The organism is Mesorhizobium sp. P2_A8, assembly GCF_056404935.1.
Genome location: NZ_JBFUDB010000001.1, coordinates 261,839 through 278,461 on the forward strand (window position 1 = coordinate 261,839; position 16,623 = coordinate 278,461).

Below are 16,623 nucleotides of genomic sequence, written 5' to 3' on the forward strand. Positions count from 1 at the left end.
TTCGGTTCGATCCGGGCGTTGACATAGCGCGGAAAGAGGACCATATCAAGGGCAATCGAACCGATTGGTTCGAATTATTTTCGAGGTGTGACTTTCATGGCCGAGACTCCACCCAACGCCGAAACCGACCAGTGCGGCGACCTGCTGGACAGCCTGCGCCGTGGCCGTCCGGCGGCGGGCCAGGATCCGGTCAAGCGCAGCCAGATCATCGAGGGCGCCCGTCGTGTCTTCATCGACAAGGGCTTCGAAGCGGCGTCGATGAACGACATCACCCGCGAGGCCGGTGTCTCCAAAGGCACGATCTACGTCTACTTCGCCAACAAGGAAGAGCTGTTCGAAGCGCTGATCGAGGAAGAGCGCGGCACGATCTTCAAGAACATGTATGATGTGCTGGACCACGCCGACGACCTGCGCGAGACGCTGGTGAAGTTCGGCAAGGTTCTTGCCCTCAAGATCACGTCGGCCAAGGTCATCCAGGCGCAGCGTACGGTGATCGGCGCATCCGACCGGATACCCGACATGGGCGCCCGTTTTTACGAACGCGGCCCAAAACGCGGCCATGACAAATTGATGATCTTTCTCAATGCCGCCATCGAGCGCGGCCTGCTGCGGATCGACGATGTCGATCTTGCCGCCTATCAGTTCACCGACCTGTGCCTGGCCGGTCTTTTCCGTCAGTGCATATTCGCCTACCGCACCAAAGCCCCGAGCCAGGATGAAATCGACCACATCGTCAGGTCCGGCGTCGCCATGTTCCTGAAGGCCTACGGCACCGAAAGCCTTGTGGCGGAAGAAAGCCACCAGATGATTGCCATCGAGGCCAAGCGTTAGCTATTTGTTTTTTCCGCAAATCCGGAAACCCGTTACTCACGTTTCCTTAAATCGCGCGTCTGTTTGAGCATGATCTTTCGCGAAATCCGGATTCCACTTTTCGAGATCTAGCCGCCATTCGCGGCGAGCACGATCGCAGCCTGCAATTCCTGCAGGCCTTCGGCCTTTTCCGACGACGTCGCCAGAACGAACGGAAACGCCGCCGGCCGCTTCTTGATTTTTGCCAGCGTCTCCTCGATCAGCCGCGGCACACCGGCAACCTTGATCTTGTCGGTCTTGGTCAGCACGATCTGGTAGGACACCGCCGCTTTGTCGAGCAGCGACAGCACTTCGTCGTCCTTGGCCTTGATGCCGTGGCGGGCGTCGATCAGCACATAGACCCGCTTCAGCGTGACGCGGCCCTTGAGATAGTCGAAGACCAGCTTGGTCCACTCGTCGACCTTCTCCTTGGGCGCGGTGGCGTAGCCATAGCCCGGCATGTCGACCAGCGCCAAGGGCGGCAGGTCGGCGCCCTCGCCGGAAAACCCATCCGGCACGAAATAGTTGAGCTCCTGCGTACGCCCCGGCGTGTTGGAGGTGCGCGCCAGCCCCTTCTGATTGACCAGCGCGTTGATCAGTGACGACTTGCCGACATTCGAGCGGCCGGCAAAGGCAATTTCCGGCGGCCCTTCTGGCGGCAGGAACTTCATTGCCGGCACGCCGCGGATGAATATCCACCCGCGCGTAAACAGTTCGGTGCCGATCACGGTGTTGTTCAGAGCGTTCAAGCTGCTGCCTCCAGAAGAGAAATATCGGCACCCCGGATAGCATCGAGGTTGCGGCTGATCTTGTCTACCGGCCAGTCCCACCACGCCACCGCCAGCAGCCGCCTGATCGTCCTGTGGTCGAAACGCATCTTGACCACCTTGGCGGCGTTGCCGGCGACAATCGCATAGGGCGACACGTCGTGCGTCACCACCGATTTCGCGGCAACGATGGCGCCATGGCCGATCGTCACGCCGGGCAGGATCACCGCATCCATCCCGACCCAGACATCGTTGCCGAGCACGGTGTCGCCCCGCACTTCCTTCGACCAGGTCGCCGGGTCAAAACCCTTTTCCCAGCCATGGCCAAAGATGTTGAACGGATAGGTCGAAAAGCCGGACATGGCGTGATTGGCGCCGTTCATGATGAAGCGGGCGCCCTCGGCGATGGCGCAGAACCTGCCGATGATGAGCTTGTCGCCAATGAACGGATAGTGGTGCAGCACGCATTTCTCGGCGAATTTGTCCGGCCCGTCGGGGTCGTCATAATAGGTGAAATCGCCGATCTCGATGTTCGGCGCGCTCACCAGTCCCTTAAGGAAGCCGACGCGGGTGTGCATCGGGATCGGGTGCTTGATGTCAGGGTTGGGTCCGTCCATGTCGAGGTCCGTCAGAAAATTGGCCGCCGGGTGCCAGGCGAAGTCCGCATGCACCCGTTCAAAATAGCGTGATCCGCCCTATAGCACCAATCGGCTGGGGAGCGAGCCTTCCGTGGCGGCGTCGCTCATTTGCTGCTGCGGCAGATCACGATCGGATCGGACAGCGCGCTGTCGAAACCGCTACCCTGATAGACGGTGACGTTGGAAGCCCCGGGCGGCACCATGAAGGTGCCTTCGACGATTTTCTGGTCGCCGGCCGGCGTATGCAGAGCCCAGCTATACGTGCAAAACTGAGGCGGCATCTGGGGTTCGACGTGGCTGCAGTTCAATTGCGCCCCACCCAGCATGGCGGCGCCGCCGCAGCTGACCGCCTCCTTTGCGAGCGCAGTGCAAGGCCATCCGGCGAGCGCCGCCACGGTCGCGATCTTGAGCCAATTCATCGTCATGTCCTCGTCCTGCAACTGCCTGTCGCCGGACCTTTCTGTTGCGCCGCAGCGTGTGCGACATTTTTTCCAAGCGGACTTAGTGCGTCTTGTGCACCGCGTCCAGCAGGATTATGTGCATGATGATAATAAGCATGCTCACTAAAAGTCACGCCCAAGAAATCCAGTCCTTCCCATGCCATCGTCACCCAACATCAGCTTCGTGCTGCACGATGTCGCGCGCCTGCTTCGAAAGCGGTTCGAGCAGCGTTCGCGGGCCTTGGGGCTGACCCGCGCCCAATGGCAGGCGCTGGCCTATCTGTCGCTGCATGAAGGCATCCATCAGAACAGACTGGCCGACCTGATCGAGATCATGCCGATCACACTCGCCCGGCTGCTCGACAAGATGGAGGCGCGCGGCTTCATCGAGCGCCGGCCCAATCCCGCAGATCGCCGGGCATGGCTGCTTTACCTGACGCCGGAAGCCCATCCGCTGCTCGAAATCATGCGCAGCAACGGCCAGAAAACGCGCGACGAGGCCTTCGTCGGCCTCTCGGCGGATGCCCAGTCGCACCTGCTGCAAACCCTATCCCTGATCAAATCCAATCTGCTCGAGGCTTGCGCCCAGCCAGCCGTCGACCGGGAGAAAGCACATGGCTGATTCAACCTCACCCAAGAAGCCCGCCGGGGATACACCTTCCACCGATCGGAAGACCGACCAGATCATCCGGCTGGATAGCGAGCGCGAGCAGAGGCGAGCCAACACCGTCATCGCCGATGACCAACTCGAAGCACCGGTTGCCCTGGAGCCGGCGAGACTTGAGGCTCCTTCCACGCAGCCACAGCAGCAAGCCGGGGTTGCCGTCGCGCCCCCGGCGCCGGTCAAGCCCAAGCGCAGCCTGACACGGCCGATCCTTTTCGCCCTGCTTCCGGTCGCGCTGGCGGTCGGCGGCTATTACTACGTTGTCGGCGGCCAGGTCATGACCACCGACAATGCCTACATCCAGGCGCAGTCGCTCGGCGTTTCCACCGATGTCTCCGGCACCGTGCTCGAGATCGACGTGCACGAGAACGAGGCGGTGAAGAAGGACCAGGTGCTTTTTCGGTTGAGGCCGGCCTCTTTCGAGACCGCTCTCGCCGCGGCCCAGGCCCAGCTTGGGACGGTGCGCAACCAGGTGCTGACCTTGCAGGCGAGTTACCAGCAGTCGCAGTCGCTGATCGAACAGGCCGAAGCCGACATTCCCTATTACGAGGCCGCTTTCCAGCGCCAGCAGGATCTTCTCAAGACCTCGACCGCCTCCAAGGCGACCTTCGACAGCGCCCAGCACGACCTCGTCGCCGCCCGCCAGAAAGTGTCGGTCGCCAAGGCGCAGGCGCAGGCGACGCTTGCCCAGCTGGGTGGCGACGCCAACCAGCCGGTCGAGAAGAACCCCTTCTACCTGCAGGCCCAGTCCGCCGTGGACGACGCCCAGCGCAACCTCGGCGATTCCATCGTCAAGGCGCCGTTCGACGGCATCGTCACCAATGTCGACGCGCTCCAGATCGGCAAGTACCTGCCGGCGTCGCAGCCGGCGTTCAGCCTGGTGTCGGCGACCGACCTCTGGATCGCGGCGGAGCCGAAGGAAACCGAACTGACCTATGTGCGGCCGGGACAGACGGCGACGATCAGCGTCGACAGCTATCCGGGCAGCGTCTGGCACGGCAGCGTCGCCTCCATAAGCCCGGCGTCATCGTCGAGCTTCTCGTTGCTTCCGGCGCAGAACACCACCGGCAACTGGGTCAAGGTCGTGCAGCGCATCCCGATGCGCGTGACGGTCGACGATCCGCAGGGCAAGCCGCCGCTGCGCGGCGGAATGAGCGTCGTGGTCGGCATCGATACCGGCCATGCGCGCGGCCTGCCGGACTTCGTGACGGATCTCATCAACCGGTTCGAGCAGAAGTCATGACCGGCGCGTCCGCGACAGGTGGCACATCGGTGGTCGCCAATCGCGGCGCCATCACCGCCTGCGTGATCCTTGCCGTGATCATGCAGGCGCTGGATACGACCATCGCCAATGTGGCGCTTCCCTATATCCAGGGCAGCGTTTCGGCGAGCGCCGACCAGATCAACTGGGTGCTGACGTCCTACATCGTCGCCGCGGCGGTGATGACGCCGCCGTCGGGCTACCTTGCAAACCGTTTCGGCCGCAAGCGCATCCTGCTCATCTCGATCACCGGCTTCGTCGTCGCCTCGGTGCTTTGCGGCTTCGCGCAGTCGCTGCCGCAGATCGTCGGCTTCCGCTTGCTGCAAGGCCTGTTCGGCGCGGCCCTGGTGCCGCTGTCACAGAGCATCCTGCTCGACATCTACAGCGTCGAAGAGCGCGGCTCGGCGATGGCGCTGTTCGGCGTTTCGGTGATGGTCGGACCGGTGCTCGGGCCGGTCATCGGCGGCTGGCTGACCGAAAATGTCAGTTGGCGCTGGGTGTTCTACATCAACGTGCCGATCGGCATGCTGGCTTTCGCCGGCGTGTCGATGTTCGTCCTGGAAACCAAGACCGACCTCAAGGCAAGGCTGGACTGGCTGGGATTTGGCATGCTCAGCCTCACCATCGCTTCGCTGCAGATGTTTCTCGATCGCGGCGAGCAGCTCAACTGGTTCTCGTCATCCGAGATCATCGTCGAGGCGCTGATCTGCGCGTCGGCGTTCTACATCTTCCTCGTCCACACCTTCACCGCCCGCAACTCGTTCGTGAACCCGCGGCTTTTCCTCGACCGGAACTTTGCCGTCGGCATGGTCTTCATCTTCATCATCGGCATCACCTACCTCGCCTCGCTGGCCTTGATGACGCCCTATCTGCAGACGCTGATGGGCTATCCGGTGGTGACGGCCGGCATCGTCATGGGGCCGCGCGGCCTTGGCACCATGGCTTGCATGTTCCTGGTCGGCAGGCTGGTCGGCAAGGTGGATACGCGCTGGCTGCTGCTGGCCGGGCTGCTGATCACCGCCTGGGCAATGTACGACATGACCGGCTGGACACCCGATGTCTCGCAATGGACGATCATCCGCACCGGCTTCATCCAGGGTGCGGGGCTCGGCTTCCTGTTCGTTCCGCTGACCACCATCACCTTCGCCACGCTGGCGCCGGAGCGGCGCGCGGAAGGCACCGGATTGTACAATCTGTCGCGAAACATCGGCTCCAGCGTCGGCATCTCGGTCGTCACCGCGCTGTTGACGCAGAACGTGCAGATCAACCACGCCAACATCGCCACCTATGTGACGCCCTACAACCAGGCGTTCGGCAACCCGGCGATCTTCCAGGCGATGAACCCTTACAGCGCCGCCGGCCGCGCGGCGCTCGACGGCGTGGTCACGCTGCAGGCGACGATCATCAGCTACATGAACGACTTCAAGCTGATGATGATCCTGTCTCTTGCCGCCATCCCGCTGGTTCTGTTGCTGCGCAAGCCGGCGACGCCGGCCGAGGTCGACCACAGCGCGGTCATGGAGTGATGCCTTGGCAGCGGTCGACGTCCGTTCTTTGGGGCAAGCCGCAGCCAAAAAGAAACCGGGGTCCTGTGAGGAACTACAGGACCCCGGCCGATGCCCGATACGGCTTGCCGAGAAACACCGCGTCATGAGGTCGGACCTGCTGATCCCCTTCGCCGGAAGCCGTTACTTCGGCAACAGCACCTTGTTGACGACATGGATGACGCCGTTCGACTGATTGACGTCGGCGATCGTCACCTTGGCCTCGCCGCCGGACTCGTCCATGATGTAGAGCTTGCCCTTCTTGACCTCGGCGGTCAGCGTGTCGCCGGAAACAGTCTTCATCTCATACTTGCCGCCCATCGCCTTGGCCTTGGCCATCATCTGCTTGCCGGAGATCTTGCCGGCCACGACATGCGCGGTCAGGACCTTGGTGAGCTGGTCCTTGTTCTCGGGCTTGAGCAGCGTGTCGACGGTGCCCTTGGGCAGTGCCGCGAACGCTTCATTGGTCGGTGCAAAGACGGTGAACGGACCGGCGCCCTGCAACGTGTCGACCAGGCCGGCCGCCTTGACGGCGGCGACCAGCGTCGTGTGATCCTTCGAGTTGACGGCGTTTTCGACGATGGTCTTGGTGGTGTACATCGGCGCGCCGCCAACATTCGGGTTCTTGGCGTAGGCTGGGGCGGCAATTGCCACGCCAGCGACAAGTGCGGAAAGCGCGATGATCCTGAATGACGGCATACGCATGTGGTCTTCCTCCGGGTGAGGGCTGATCGGAATTGATCGCCTTTGGAAATGCACCCGCAGTCACGCCCGTGACGGCTTGCAGTTTCGCCGATCACGGGAACGTGACCTGACCTTTGCCCAAATAAAAAGCCCCGGACCAGCCGGGGCTTTTTGACAAAAAAGAGGCTATTCCGCCGGTGACGGTTTCTTTCGAAACAGTGCGACCAGATTGTCCCACAGCTCGATCTTGGCGCCCTGGCGTTTCATGATCACGCCCTGCTGGAGGATCGACAGCGTGTTGTTCCAGGCCCAGTAGATGACCAGACCGGCCGGGAAACCCGCCATCATGAAGGTGAAGATCACCGGCATCCAGGTGAAGATCGCGGCCTGCGTCGGGTCCGGCGGCGTCGGGTTCATACGCATCTGCAGGAACATGGTGACGCCCATGATCAGCGGCCAGACGCCGATCATCAGCATGTGCGGCAAAGTGACCGGAACGAGGCCGAAGAGGTTGAAGATCGACGTCGGATCGGGTGCCGCCAAATCCTGGATCCAGCCGAAGAACGGCGCATGGCGCATCTCGATGGTGATGTAGAGCACCTTGTAGAGCGAGAAGAAGACCGGGATCTGCAGCGCCACCGGCCAGCAGCCGGCGAGCGGATTGATCTTCTCGGTCTTGTACAGCTCCATCATCGCCTGCTGCTGCTTCATCTTGTCGTCCGCGTATTTCTCGCGGATCTCGAGCATCTTGGGCTGCACCTTCTTCATGTTCGCCATCGATGCGTAGGACTTGTTGGCGAGCGGGAAGAAGATGGCCTTGACGATGACGGTGGTGGCGAGGATCGCCAGGCCGAAATTGCCGAAGAATTTGTAGAGCGTGTCGATCAGCCAGAACATCGGCTTGGTGATGAAGTGGAACCAGCCCCAGTCGATCAGGAGGTCGAACCGCTTGATGTGGCGGTCTTCGGCATAGGCGTTGATCTTGCCGACTTCCTTGGCGCCGGCGAAGACTTCGCTCTCAACCGTCGCCGATTGACCGGCATCGACGGTGATCGGGTCGGTCAGGAAGTCGGACTGGTAGCGATGGCGGCCGTCCTCGAAATAGGCGTAGCGCGGCTGGAACGGCTGCTTCTCGCTCGGCACCAGCGTCACCGCCCAGTATTTGTCGGTGATGCCGAGCCAGCCGTCGGTCGACTTGCCCGGCGTCGCCTGCTTGTCCTTCTCGATGGACGCGTATTTGTGTTCCTGCAGGCCTTCGGTGCCGGTGAAGCCGATCAGGCCCTCATGCAGCACATAGGTGCTGGCGACGGCCGGCTTGTCGAAACGGGTGACACGGCCATAATTGGACAGCGAAACAGCAGCCGCGCCCGAATTCTGGATCGTATCGGAAACCGTGAACATGTAGTTGGTGTCGACCGAAAAGGTGCGCTTGAAGGTCAGGCCCTTGTCGTTCGAATAGGTCAGCGTGACCGGCGTCGTCGGAGTCAGGGTGGCATTGCCATCGACGGCCCACACCGTCTCGGGACCGGGCACCACGCCGGTCTTGTCGTTGCCGACAAAGCCGATCTCGGCATAATAGCCATTGGGCAGTGCGGCCGGATTGAGCAGGCTGATCTCGGGCGAGTTCTTGTCGACCGTCTCGGTGTAGTGCTTGAGCTTGAGGTCATCGAGACGGGCACCGGTCAGGTTGATCGAACCCTCGAGGCTCGGTGTGTCGATCTTGGCGCGGGTCGTCGTGGCGAGTGCTTGTTCGCGGCCGGCCGGCGTCACGGCGTCGGTGCCGGGTGCATTGGGAATGGCGCCAGGTGCGGCGGGCGTTGCGGTATCGGCGCCGGGGTTGGCGGCGTCGGCGGCCTTCTTCTGCTCTTCGACGCGCTGCTGCTCGATGCGGGCGGCCTCGCGCTGCTGTTCGCTGCGCGGCAACACGTAAAAATATTGCCATACCGCCAGGATCAGCACCGACAGCGCGATGGTGATGAAGAAGTTCCGGTTGTTTTCCATCGAAAGCCCTTGGCCTATCGTGTTCCGCGCAATCGGCGGGAGAGTTCGGCCTTCAACTGGCCGAACGGAATGGTAAGCACGTCTTCGCGCCCGACGATGACATAGTCATTGCCAGGCGCCATGTCACTTGCCGCATGCGTACGGACGGCTTCTCGCAGCCGCCGCCGGACGCGGTTGCGGACAACCGCGTTGCCGACCTTCTTGGTGACGGTATAGCCGACGCGCGGCGACAGACCGTCGCCGCGGTCGAGAACCTCAACGAGAAAAAGCCGCCCGCGTCGCTTTTCACCACGACGGACGGCCAGGAATTCCGCGCGCTTCAGAAGCCGCTTGGGATTTGGTCCCACTGGCTTGCCGGATGCGGGCAACGATCTCGTCTTCCGTTCAGGCGCTGAGCCGCTTGCGGCCGCGGTTGCGGCGAGCTGCGACGACGCCGCGACCACCCTTGGTAGCCATGCGGGCACGGAAGCCGTGCCGACGTTTGCGGACGAGTTTAGACGGTTGGTAGGTACGCTTCATTTGTTTTAATACCGCGGGGTGCGGCCCTTCTTGATTCTGTCACTGTGTAACAGGAGCTTTGCCGGGCCGGTTTTGGCGCGATCGAAACCGCGCCGGGACGAATGGCCCGAGCGTGAGCGGGCTTATAGAAAGAAGGGTTTTGGAAGTCAATCCGGCGTCGTCAGGCCGAAGCCGGTCGCCATCAGGCCGGTTTATGTTTCCGACGAAGGATGAAATTGGCAAAAAAGCCGTAATCGCCTAATCTGCGTTGATCAAGTGATCGTGAAGACATAGCCGCATGAGCGAAACCATACAAGCGGAGGAAAGGATCGGCACGGCGGCGCCAACCGCCGTGCGCACGGTGCCGCTGTCGCGCGGCCTGTCGACCAAACTGCTGCTGCTGACCATCGTTTTCGTGCTTCTGGCCGAAGTGCTGATCTTCCTGCCCTGGATCGCCAGCTACCGGCTGAACTGGCTGAAGGAGCGGCTGAGCACGGCCGCGGCGGTGTCGATCGTGCTGGTGCAAGGTGAATCCACCTCGCTGTCGCGTACGGCCCAGAACGACGTGCTGATGGCAATCGGCGCCAAGGCGATCGCGGTGCGTGACGGCGGCGTCTCACGGTTGCTGGTGGTGGCCGAGATGCCGCCGAAGGTCGACGAACACGTCGACATCGCCAGCATCGGCATGATCAAGGGCATGACCGGCGCGCTCGACACGCTGTTTTTCGGCGGCAACCGCATGCTGCGCGTTTTCGGTCCGGTCGGCGACAGCGACAAGGAGTTCGAGCTGATCATGCCGGACAACAGTCTGCGCAATGCCATGCTCAGATATTCGCGCAATGTCGCCTTCGTCTCGCTGCTGATCTCGCTGTTCACCGCCATGCTGGTCTATGCCGCGATCGACCTGATCATGATCGGGCCGATCCGGACGATGACGCGCTCGATGCTGTCTTTTTCCGAAGCGCCCGACGATCCCGGACGCATCATCCATCCTGCCGCCCGCGCCGACGAGATCGGCGTTGCCGAACGCGAGCTGTCGCAGATGCAGGTGCGACTGCAGAAGATGCTCTCCGAGCAGAAGCACCTTGCCGACCTCGGCCTGGCCGTGTCGAAGATCAACCATGACATGCGCAACATCCTGGCCTCGGCGCAGCTGATGTCGGACCGCCTGCGTCAGGTCAAGGACCCGACGGTGCAGGCCTTCGCACCGAAACTGCTGCGCGCACTCGACCGCGCCGTTTCCTATTCCGAAGGCGTGCTTCACTACGGCCGTACGCAGGAGCCGCCGCCTTCGCGCCGCAGGCTGCGGCTGCGCCAGCTGGTCGAGGATGTGCATGGCCTGCTCGACATCGAGCAGGGCATCGAGTTCGTCAATGCCATAGAGCCGGCCTTCGAAGTGGACGCCGATTCCGATCAGCTGTTCCGCGTGCTCACCAATCTCTGCCGCAATTCGGTACAGGCCATGGCGTCGGACACCGAAGGTGCGCTGGTCCGGCGACTGGCGGTGTCGGCCGTGCGGCTGGGCAGCGTCAGCCGCATCGTCGTCACCGACACCGGGCCCGGACTACCACCCAAGGCGCGGGAAAACCTGTTCGCGGCTTTTCGCGGCTCGGCGCGCAGCGGCGGCACCGGGCTTGGCCTGGCGATCGCACACGAGTTGATCCGGGCGCACGGCGGCACGGTGGAGCTGGTGGAAAGCATTGGCGGGCGCACGACATTCGCGGTCACCATTCCCGACCAGCCGGTCCGGCTCGACCAGGCCCGCAACGGCCTGCGCCGCCCGGCATGATGGGTCGGGCGCTGTTTCGCCCGATGCTGTTGCCTGCGGACTCGGCGCCTATTTTCTGCAGGGATCGGCGCACTTCCCTTCAGGGATTGAGCGAGCCATGGCTTCGACGCCGTTTGGAAGTGCCCGGATTCGGGCTATCGCCGCTGGACTGAAGCCCCTGCGACAAAACTTTTGCCGGATCGGCTTGCTTTTCGGAAATTCAGTCGCTAGGGAACACGTCTCGTCGCGGCCGGTCGTTCACGATCGGCTCGCGGGGTCATGGAAAGCATGGCCTGTTGCGCGCCCGTAGCTCAGCTGGATAGAGCACCAGACTACGAATCTGGGGGTCAGGAGTTCGAATCTCTTCGGGCGCGCCATTCCAATCATCGAAACCGTTAGCTGCGGCACCTGCTGAAGAGCGCAGGCGGGATGGATTTGCAACCTTCGAAGCAGGATTGGCAAATTCAGGCGAGTGCAAGTGCCGGCGAGCCGCTGCGGTACGTGGAAACTGGCGATCCGGTGTCATTGCAGCACTCGCCTCATGCTTGCCAGAACGGCTTGGCGATCTCTGCCTCGACCTGCCGGTCCGTCAGACCGATATCGTCGATCAAATGGGGATTGGCCTTCGACATTTGCTCGAGTTCCCAGCGGAAGCGTATCCGCTCGCGCCAGGTCCGGTCGCGCCAGGTCGCGACAATGCTTCGCAGGGTCGTCAGGTGCCGACGCGACACCGGCGCCACCGGCGTTCCCGGCCGCGCTGCCTTATGCGGGGCAAATTCAAGAATATTGGTCATGGCAACCTCCATAGGGTTTGAGGGTCCAAAAACCCTCGACCTGAAAGAGGTTGAATTCTGCCGGATACGGACAGCGCCGTAATTAAGCCCTCCCAAATAGTTCTCAAAAGTTCCAAACGGGCTAGAGCAGTTCTCCGGTCCACGGAACCGGAAACCTGCTCTAACTCATTGTTTTGACGCAATTCCGGACGGAAAACCGTTTCACACTTTTCCTGGAATTGCTCTATAGATGCGCCGTATGCAGGGATCGCGCTTTGCCTTTGGTCCGTTCGTGCTTGATTCCGGTGCGGGAACGCTGCTTCGGAACGATGTCCCCGTTGCCGTTGGCTACCGTGGGCTGAAGCTGCTTGCGGCACTCGTCGGACGGCCCGGCGACATCCTGAGCAAGACCGAATTGATGGACGCGGCGTGGCCGGGGACGGCCGTCGAGGAAGGCAACCTCACCGTCCAGATTGCGCAGCTGCGCAAGCTGCTTGGTCCGGCCGGGGATGGCAGTGATGGGGGCGGCGAATGGATCGTCACCGTCCCCCGCGTCGGCTACCGCTTCACGGGGGCCATCGAACAGCTTGCGGATGCGAAGCGAAAACCTCTGCCGCTGCCCGGCAAACCATCGATAGCCGTGCTGCCCTTCGTCAATGTCAGCAACGATCCCGAGCAGAACTCCTTCGCGGACGGGTTGACCGAAGACCTGATCACCGACCTGTCCAGGATCTCCGGCCTGTTCGTCATCGCGCGCAACTCGGTCTTTGCCTACAAGGGAAAGGCGATGGACGTGCGCGCCATCGCGCAGGATCTTGGCGTGCACTACCTGCTGGAGGGCAGCGCAAGACGCGCCGCGGGGCGCGTGCGCATCAACGCGCAGCTGGTCGACGCGGTGAGTGGCGATCATCTATGGGCGGAACGCTTCGATCGCGGCCTGGAAGACATCTTTGCCGTTCAGGACGAGGTGACGGCCAAGATCGTGGAGGCGCTGCTTGGCCGGCTGCGCGCACCGCCGCCGCGCAACCGGCCCAAGAATCTCGAGGCTTACGATCTCTGCGTGCGGGCGCGCAAGCTGATGGATGATTCGCCGCAGATGGCCCAGGAAGCGCATCTGATGCTCACGCGCGCGGTCGCGCTCGATCCGGAATATGCCGAGGCGTATCGCTGGCTTGCCATGAACCACTGGATGGGGTGGGTGCATTCCGGCGGACCAACTGAATCTGCCCGTAGCGTTGCTCTGGAACTGGCGCGCAAAGCCGTGGCGATCGATCCCAACGATGCCGGCTGCCGCTGGGTCCTGGCTTACCTGCTTGCCTATGAGCGCAACTTCGCCGAGGCGGATGCCGAGTTCGCCAAGGCGTTCGAGCTCGACCCGAACGAGGCTGACGCCTGGGCGGCATTGTCCGACATCGCGGCTCTGGCCGGGCGAGTCGAGGAGAGTCTCGAGCATATTCGCAAGGCGTTCCGGCTGAACCCGTTTCCGCCAAGTTGGTACTATCTGACGCTCGGCGCGGCGCAATATGCGGCCCGCGATTACGAAGCCGCCGTCGAGACCCTGCGCAGGGACGAGACATATCGGACAAGCTCACGCCGTTTCCTGGCCGCAAGCCTTGCGCAACTCGGCCGGCTCGACGAGGCGCGCGCGGAGGTCGAACTGTTCCTCGTCGGCAACCCGCATTTCACAACCCGCCACTGGGCCACGACGGAGCCATTCCGCGACGCTGCGACGCTCGAGCATTTCGTTGATGGCTTCCGCAAGGCCGGTCTTCCGGAATGACGCACCGGCATTTGTAGTGTCGTTGACGCTGCTGCCGGTTGGTTTGCCCCGACCGAACGCTTGTCCTTTTGCGATTTACAGCGTGCAGGCACAATTGGCCAAAGCACCCGCCTCGCGGCCTTACGGTATGCCGACGCTGGTCTTTGCAATGATGCCGCGCCTGATATGATCATGAACTGTCGTTCCATGCTGACTGGCAGCGGGCGAGCGCGAACGTTCAACTGACCGACGAAATTTTCGTCAACAAACGCTATGCCCGGCCGGCCGATCGCCACTACCGGGATAGGGACTTCAGGTAGGCGATGATATTCTGCCGATCTTCAGGCTTGGGCACGCTAATGGTCATTGTGGTCTTCGGCACGACATCGCGGGGCGCTGCGAGGAACCGATCCAATGTCGCCTCGTCCCACACCAATCCTGATGCTTTCATGGCTGCCGAATAGCGGACGCCCTCCATCGTGCCTGCGGTACGCCCAACTACGTCGCCGAGGCCGGGTCCCACCTTCTTCTGGTCGGTGGTCGAATGACAGGCGGAACAGCGCTGAAACGCTTTTTGCCCCAAGGCCGCATCTCCTTCTGCAGCGGCGGAGATTATTGTTGAGAGAAGGACCAGAGAAGAGCCCGCAACAGAAACCATAATTTTTGTCATGCGTGTTTCCCAGAAGAGCAGGCACGGATGCAGGTGGAGATGAGACAGTGGCGTTGCACTCTCCGTCAGACAAAATCGATGTGCTTTCGCAGGGGCAGTTCACGAATGCGTTTTCCGGTGGCATGGAAGATCGCATTGGCCAGCGCCGGGGCCGCGGGCGGGACGCCAGTTTCGCCCGCGCCGCGGATCGTGCCGCCGTTCTCCAGCACCTTGACCGCGATCTCCGGCGCCTGCTGCATGCTCAGCACCGGGTAGCTGTCGAAGTTGGTCTGCTCGGCAGCGCCCTTGGCGAAGGTGATCTCGCCATAAAGCGCGGCGCTGAGCCCGAAGATCACGCCCGATTGCAGTTGGGCTTCGATGTTGCGCGGGTCCAGCGCCGTGCCCACGTCGACGGCAACGAACACCTTGTCGATCTTCACACCCTCCTTGGTGGTCGTGATCTCGACCACCTGGGCCACCGGCACCCCGCGGCACAGGTGGAAGGCCACCCCGCGGCCGCGGCCGGCGGCCAGCGGCCGGTCCCAGCCCGACATGGCCGCCACCGCCGACAGCACCTTGCGCGACGGCTCGTGGCTGAGTAGCGCCAGCCGCATGTTCAGCGGGTCGGCGCCGGCCTGCGCGGCCAGTTCGTCGATGAAACTCTCGATGAAGAAGCCGTTGTACGAGTTGCCCACCGAGCGCGCATAACTCACCGGCCGCCCGGCCGGCGTGCGGTAAGCCGTGGCGCGGTAGTTGGCGATGCCGTAGGGCTGGTCGTAGGCCCCCTCGATGATCAGCCTGTCCGGGCCCAGTGCCGGCAGGCCAAGGCGGCCAAGGTTCGATTCGGCCACCGACAGCGAGGCCACCCGCACGTCGAGCGCGTGCACCTGCTTCCCGGCCACCGCGCCGCGCAAACGTGCCACGGCCGCCGGGCGGTAGAAGTCCAGCGTCATGTCTTCTTCGCGGCTCCAGGTCATCTTGACCGGTTTGCCGGTCATGGCCGTGGCCAGCCGCACGGCCTGTATCACGTAGTCAGACTCGAGGCGTCGGCCGAAGCCACCGCCCATCAGCGTGGTGTGCAGGTGCACCTGGGCGGGGTCGAGGCCGGCGACCTTGGCCGACTGCTCACGCGCCGCCGTGGGGTTCTGCACGCCGGCCCAAATGTCGAGCTGGCCCTCATGCAGCCAGGCCACGGCGTTCATCGGCTCCATCGTCGCGTGCGCCAGGAAGGGAACGCGGTATTCGGCCTCGAGCACCGTGCCATCGGCCAGTGTCTCGTCGACGTTGCCGTCGTCGCGCAGCCGGCTGTCCCGGTTCTTCTCGGCCATCGATGCAACGATGCCATCCATCATCGCCGTCGTGCTGGCCGGGTAGCCGGGCCCGGCCCAGTCGCACTGCACGGCCTGCGCGGCCTGGAAGGCGCGCCAGGTGTTGTTGGCGATGACGGCGATACCGCCGGGCAGGTCAATCACCTTCAACACGCCGCGCATCGCTGTGGCGGCGGTGGCGTCGAAGCTGACGAGCGCGGCGCCCATTGCCGGGTTCATACGCACGGTGGCAAACACCATGTCGGGCAGCCGCACGTCGATGGCGAAGGTTGCCGTGCCGGTGCACTTGGCCACCATGTCGACCCGCGGCATCGACTTGCCGAGGTAGCGCCACTGCTCACGCGGTTTCAGCGGCGGGCTGGCCGGCAGGTCGATCGCGGCCGCTGCCGGGGCCAGTTCCAGGTAGGTCAAGCGTCGGCCGTCGGGGGCGACGACGCTGCCGTTGTCGGTCTTCAGTTGCGCCGCCGGCAGGCTGAGCTTCTGCGCCGCGGCCGCCAACAGCGCGAATCGCGCCGCCGCGCCGGCGACACGCATCCGGTCGGACAGGTCGGCCACGCTGGAGGAGCCGCCGGTGATCTGCATCGGCAACAGCTTGGCCATCACGCTCATGGCGCCCCGCATGGCTTCGGCCGCGAGGCCGTGATCCAGGTCGGCGAAGGGGACATTGGCTTCCACCAGGGCCCGGTTGTAGTAGGCCGCGCCCGGGGGGCCGTGCTCGACGCGGATGCTGTCCCACGCCACATCCAGTTCCTCGGCCACCAGCGCCGCGAGCGTGGTGTGGATGCCTTGGCCCATCTCGGCGCGCGGGGTGATCAGCGTCACGCCCTGGCCATCAATGCGCACATAGGGCGTAAGTGCGGTAGCGCCTTGCGGCAGGTCGTCCAGCAGCGGATTGGGCGCCGGTTGCCTGACCTTGTAGACGCCGAAGGCGACGCCACCGACGACAGCGGCCGAGCCGATCAGGAACGTGCGGCGAGCGATGGTTCCAAGCTTGCCCACG

The 16,623-nt window shown here is 63.2% G+C and carries 16 protein-coding genes and 1 tRNA gene; 7 read left to right on the forward strand and 10 right to left on the reverse strand.

What is annotated here, in order from left to right:
- Positions 1-96 precede the first annotated feature (96 nt).
- Complete coding sequence (locus AC1D10_RS01290) at positions 97-831, forward strand: TetR/AcrR family transcriptional regulator (RefSeq protein ID WP_477268411.1); 735 nt, start codon at positions 97-99, stop codon at positions 829-831.
- Positions 832-938: 107 nt separating this feature from the next.
- On the opposite strand, the gene yihA is transcribed toward AC1D10_RS01290, so the two are convergent.
- The 3 genes from yihA to AC1D10_RS01305 form a co-directional block, all read right to left on the reverse strand.
- Positions 939-1,598 carry a ribosome biogenesis GTP-binding protein YihA/YsxC gene (gene yihA / locus AC1D10_RS01295; RefSeq protein ID WP_379105078.1) on the reverse strand — a complete coding sequence of 220 codons (660 nt, stop codon included), beginning with the start codon at positions 1,596-1,598 and terminating at the stop codon, positions 939-941.
- Positions 1,595-2,233: a CatB-related O-acetyltransferase gene (locus AC1D10_RS01300; protein WP_477268414.1), complete on the reverse strand. Its 639-nt coding sequence runs from the start codon at positions 2,231-2,233 to the stop codon at positions 1,595-1,597. Before AC1D10_RS01300 ends, yihA begins: the two co-directional genes overlap by 4 nt.
- Before the next feature lie 125 nt (positions 2,234-2,358).
- Positions 2,359-2,679: a hypothetical protein gene (locus AC1D10_RS01305; RefSeq protein ID WP_477268416.1), complete on the reverse strand. Its 321-nt coding sequence runs from the start codon at positions 2,677-2,679 to the stop codon at positions 2,359-2,361.
- A 172-nt stretch (positions 2,680-2,851) separates the two neighbouring features.
- Between AC1D10_RS01305 and AC1D10_RS01310 the strand changes: the two genes are divergently transcribed.
- Genes AC1D10_RS01310 through AC1D10_RS01320 form a run of 3 tightly spaced genes read left to right on the forward strand, consistent with a single transcriptional unit; the run spans position 2,852 to position 6,145 of the window.
- Positions 2,852-3,316: a MarR family winged helix-turn-helix transcriptional regulator gene (locus AC1D10_RS01310; RefSeq protein ID WP_477268418.1), complete on the forward strand. Its 465-nt coding sequence runs from the start codon at positions 2,852-2,854 to the stop codon at positions 3,314-3,316.
- Entirely contained in the window at positions 3,309-4,601 is a 1,293-nt protein-coding gene (locus tag AC1D10_RS01315) for an HlyD family secretion protein (protein ID WP_477268420.1), read from the forward strand. Before AC1D10_RS01310 ends, AC1D10_RS01315 begins: the two co-directional genes overlap by 8 nt.
- The gene (locus AC1D10_RS01320; protein WP_477268422.1) at positions 4,598-6,145 is read left to right on the forward strand and encodes a DHA2 family efflux MFS transporter permease subunit; all 1,548 of its coding nucleotides are present in this window, start codon (positions 4,598-4,600) and stop codon (positions 6,143-6,145) included. The genes AC1D10_RS01315 and AC1D10_RS01320 overlap by 4 nt, the downstream gene beginning before the upstream one ends.
- 162 nt (positions 6,146-6,307) lie before the next feature.
- Here the strand turns inward: AC1D10_RS01320 and AC1D10_RS01325 are convergent, their stop codons facing one another.
- From AC1D10_RS01325 to rpmH, 4 genes are all read right to left on the reverse strand, one after another.
- Positions 6,308-6,868, reverse strand: coding sequence for a fasciclin domain-containing protein (locus tag AC1D10_RS01325; protein ID WP_477268424.1), 561 nt, complete (start codon positions 6,866-6,868; stop codon positions 6,308-6,310).
- Between the two features lie 165 nt (positions 6,869-7,033).
- A complete protein-coding gene (gene yidC / locus AC1D10_RS01330) occupies positions 7,034-8,848 on the reverse strand; it encodes a membrane protein insertase YidC (RefSeq protein ID WP_477268426.1) in 1,815 nt (604 codons plus the stop codon).
- 14 nt (positions 8,849-8,862) lie between these two features.
- Positions 8,863-9,216, reverse strand: coding sequence for a ribonuclease P protein component (gene rnpA / locus AC1D10_RS01335; RefSeq protein ID WP_111545239.1), 354 nt, complete (start codon positions 9,214-9,216; stop codon positions 8,863-8,865).
- Between the two features lie 16 nt (positions 9,217-9,232).
- Entirely contained in the window at positions 9,233-9,367 is a 135-nt protein-coding gene (gene rpmH / locus AC1D10_RS01340; RefSeq protein WP_008833937.1) for a 50S ribosomal protein L34, read from the reverse strand.
- A gap of 277 nt (positions 9,368-9,644) precedes the next feature.
- On the opposite strand from rpmH, the gene AC1D10_RS01345 reads away from it, so the two are divergent.
- Together AC1D10_RS01345 and AC1D10_RS01350 are read left to right on the forward strand one after the other, a co-directional pair.
- On the forward strand, positions 9,645-11,135 hold the full coding sequence (locus AC1D10_RS01345; protein ID WP_477268428.1) for an ATP-binding protein: 1,491 nt from the start codon (positions 9,645-9,647) through the stop codon (positions 11,133-11,135).
- Positions 11,136-11,414: 279 nt separating this feature from the next.
- Positions 11,415-11,491 (forward strand) — tRNA-Arg (locus AC1D10_RS01350).
- Positions 11,492-11,653: 162 nt separating this feature from the next.
- Here AC1D10_RS01350 and AC1D10_RS01355 read toward each other — a convergent pair.
- Positions 11,654-11,908: a DUF1127 domain-containing protein gene (locus tag AC1D10_RS01355; RefSeq protein WP_477268430.1), complete on the reverse strand. Its 255-nt coding sequence runs from the start codon at positions 11,906-11,908 to the stop codon at positions 11,654-11,656.
- A 229-nt stretch (positions 11,909-12,137) separates the two neighbouring features.
- On the opposite strand from AC1D10_RS01355, the gene AC1D10_RS01360 reads away from it, so the two are divergent.
- The gene (locus AC1D10_RS01360; RefSeq protein WP_477268432.1) at positions 12,138-13,667 is read left to right on the forward strand and encodes a winged helix-turn-helix domain-containing tetratricopeptide repeat protein; all 1,530 of its coding nucleotides are present in this window, start codon (positions 12,138-12,140) and stop codon (positions 13,665-13,667) included.
- A 274-nt stretch (positions 13,668-13,941) separates the two neighbouring features.
- Here the strand turns inward: AC1D10_RS01360 and AC1D10_RS01365 are convergent, their stop codons facing one another.
- Positions 13,942-14,316, reverse strand: coding sequence for a c-type cytochrome (locus AC1D10_RS01365; RefSeq protein WP_477268434.1), 375 nt, complete (start codon positions 14,314-14,316; stop codon positions 13,942-13,944).
- 65 nt (positions 14,317-14,381) lie between these two features.
- A complete protein-coding gene (locus AC1D10_RS01370; RefSeq protein WP_477268436.1) occupies positions 14,382-16,622 on the reverse strand; it encodes a xanthine dehydrogenase family protein molybdopterin-binding subunit in 2,241 nt (746 codons plus the stop codon).
- Between the last annotated feature and the right edge of the window lies 1 nt (position 16,623).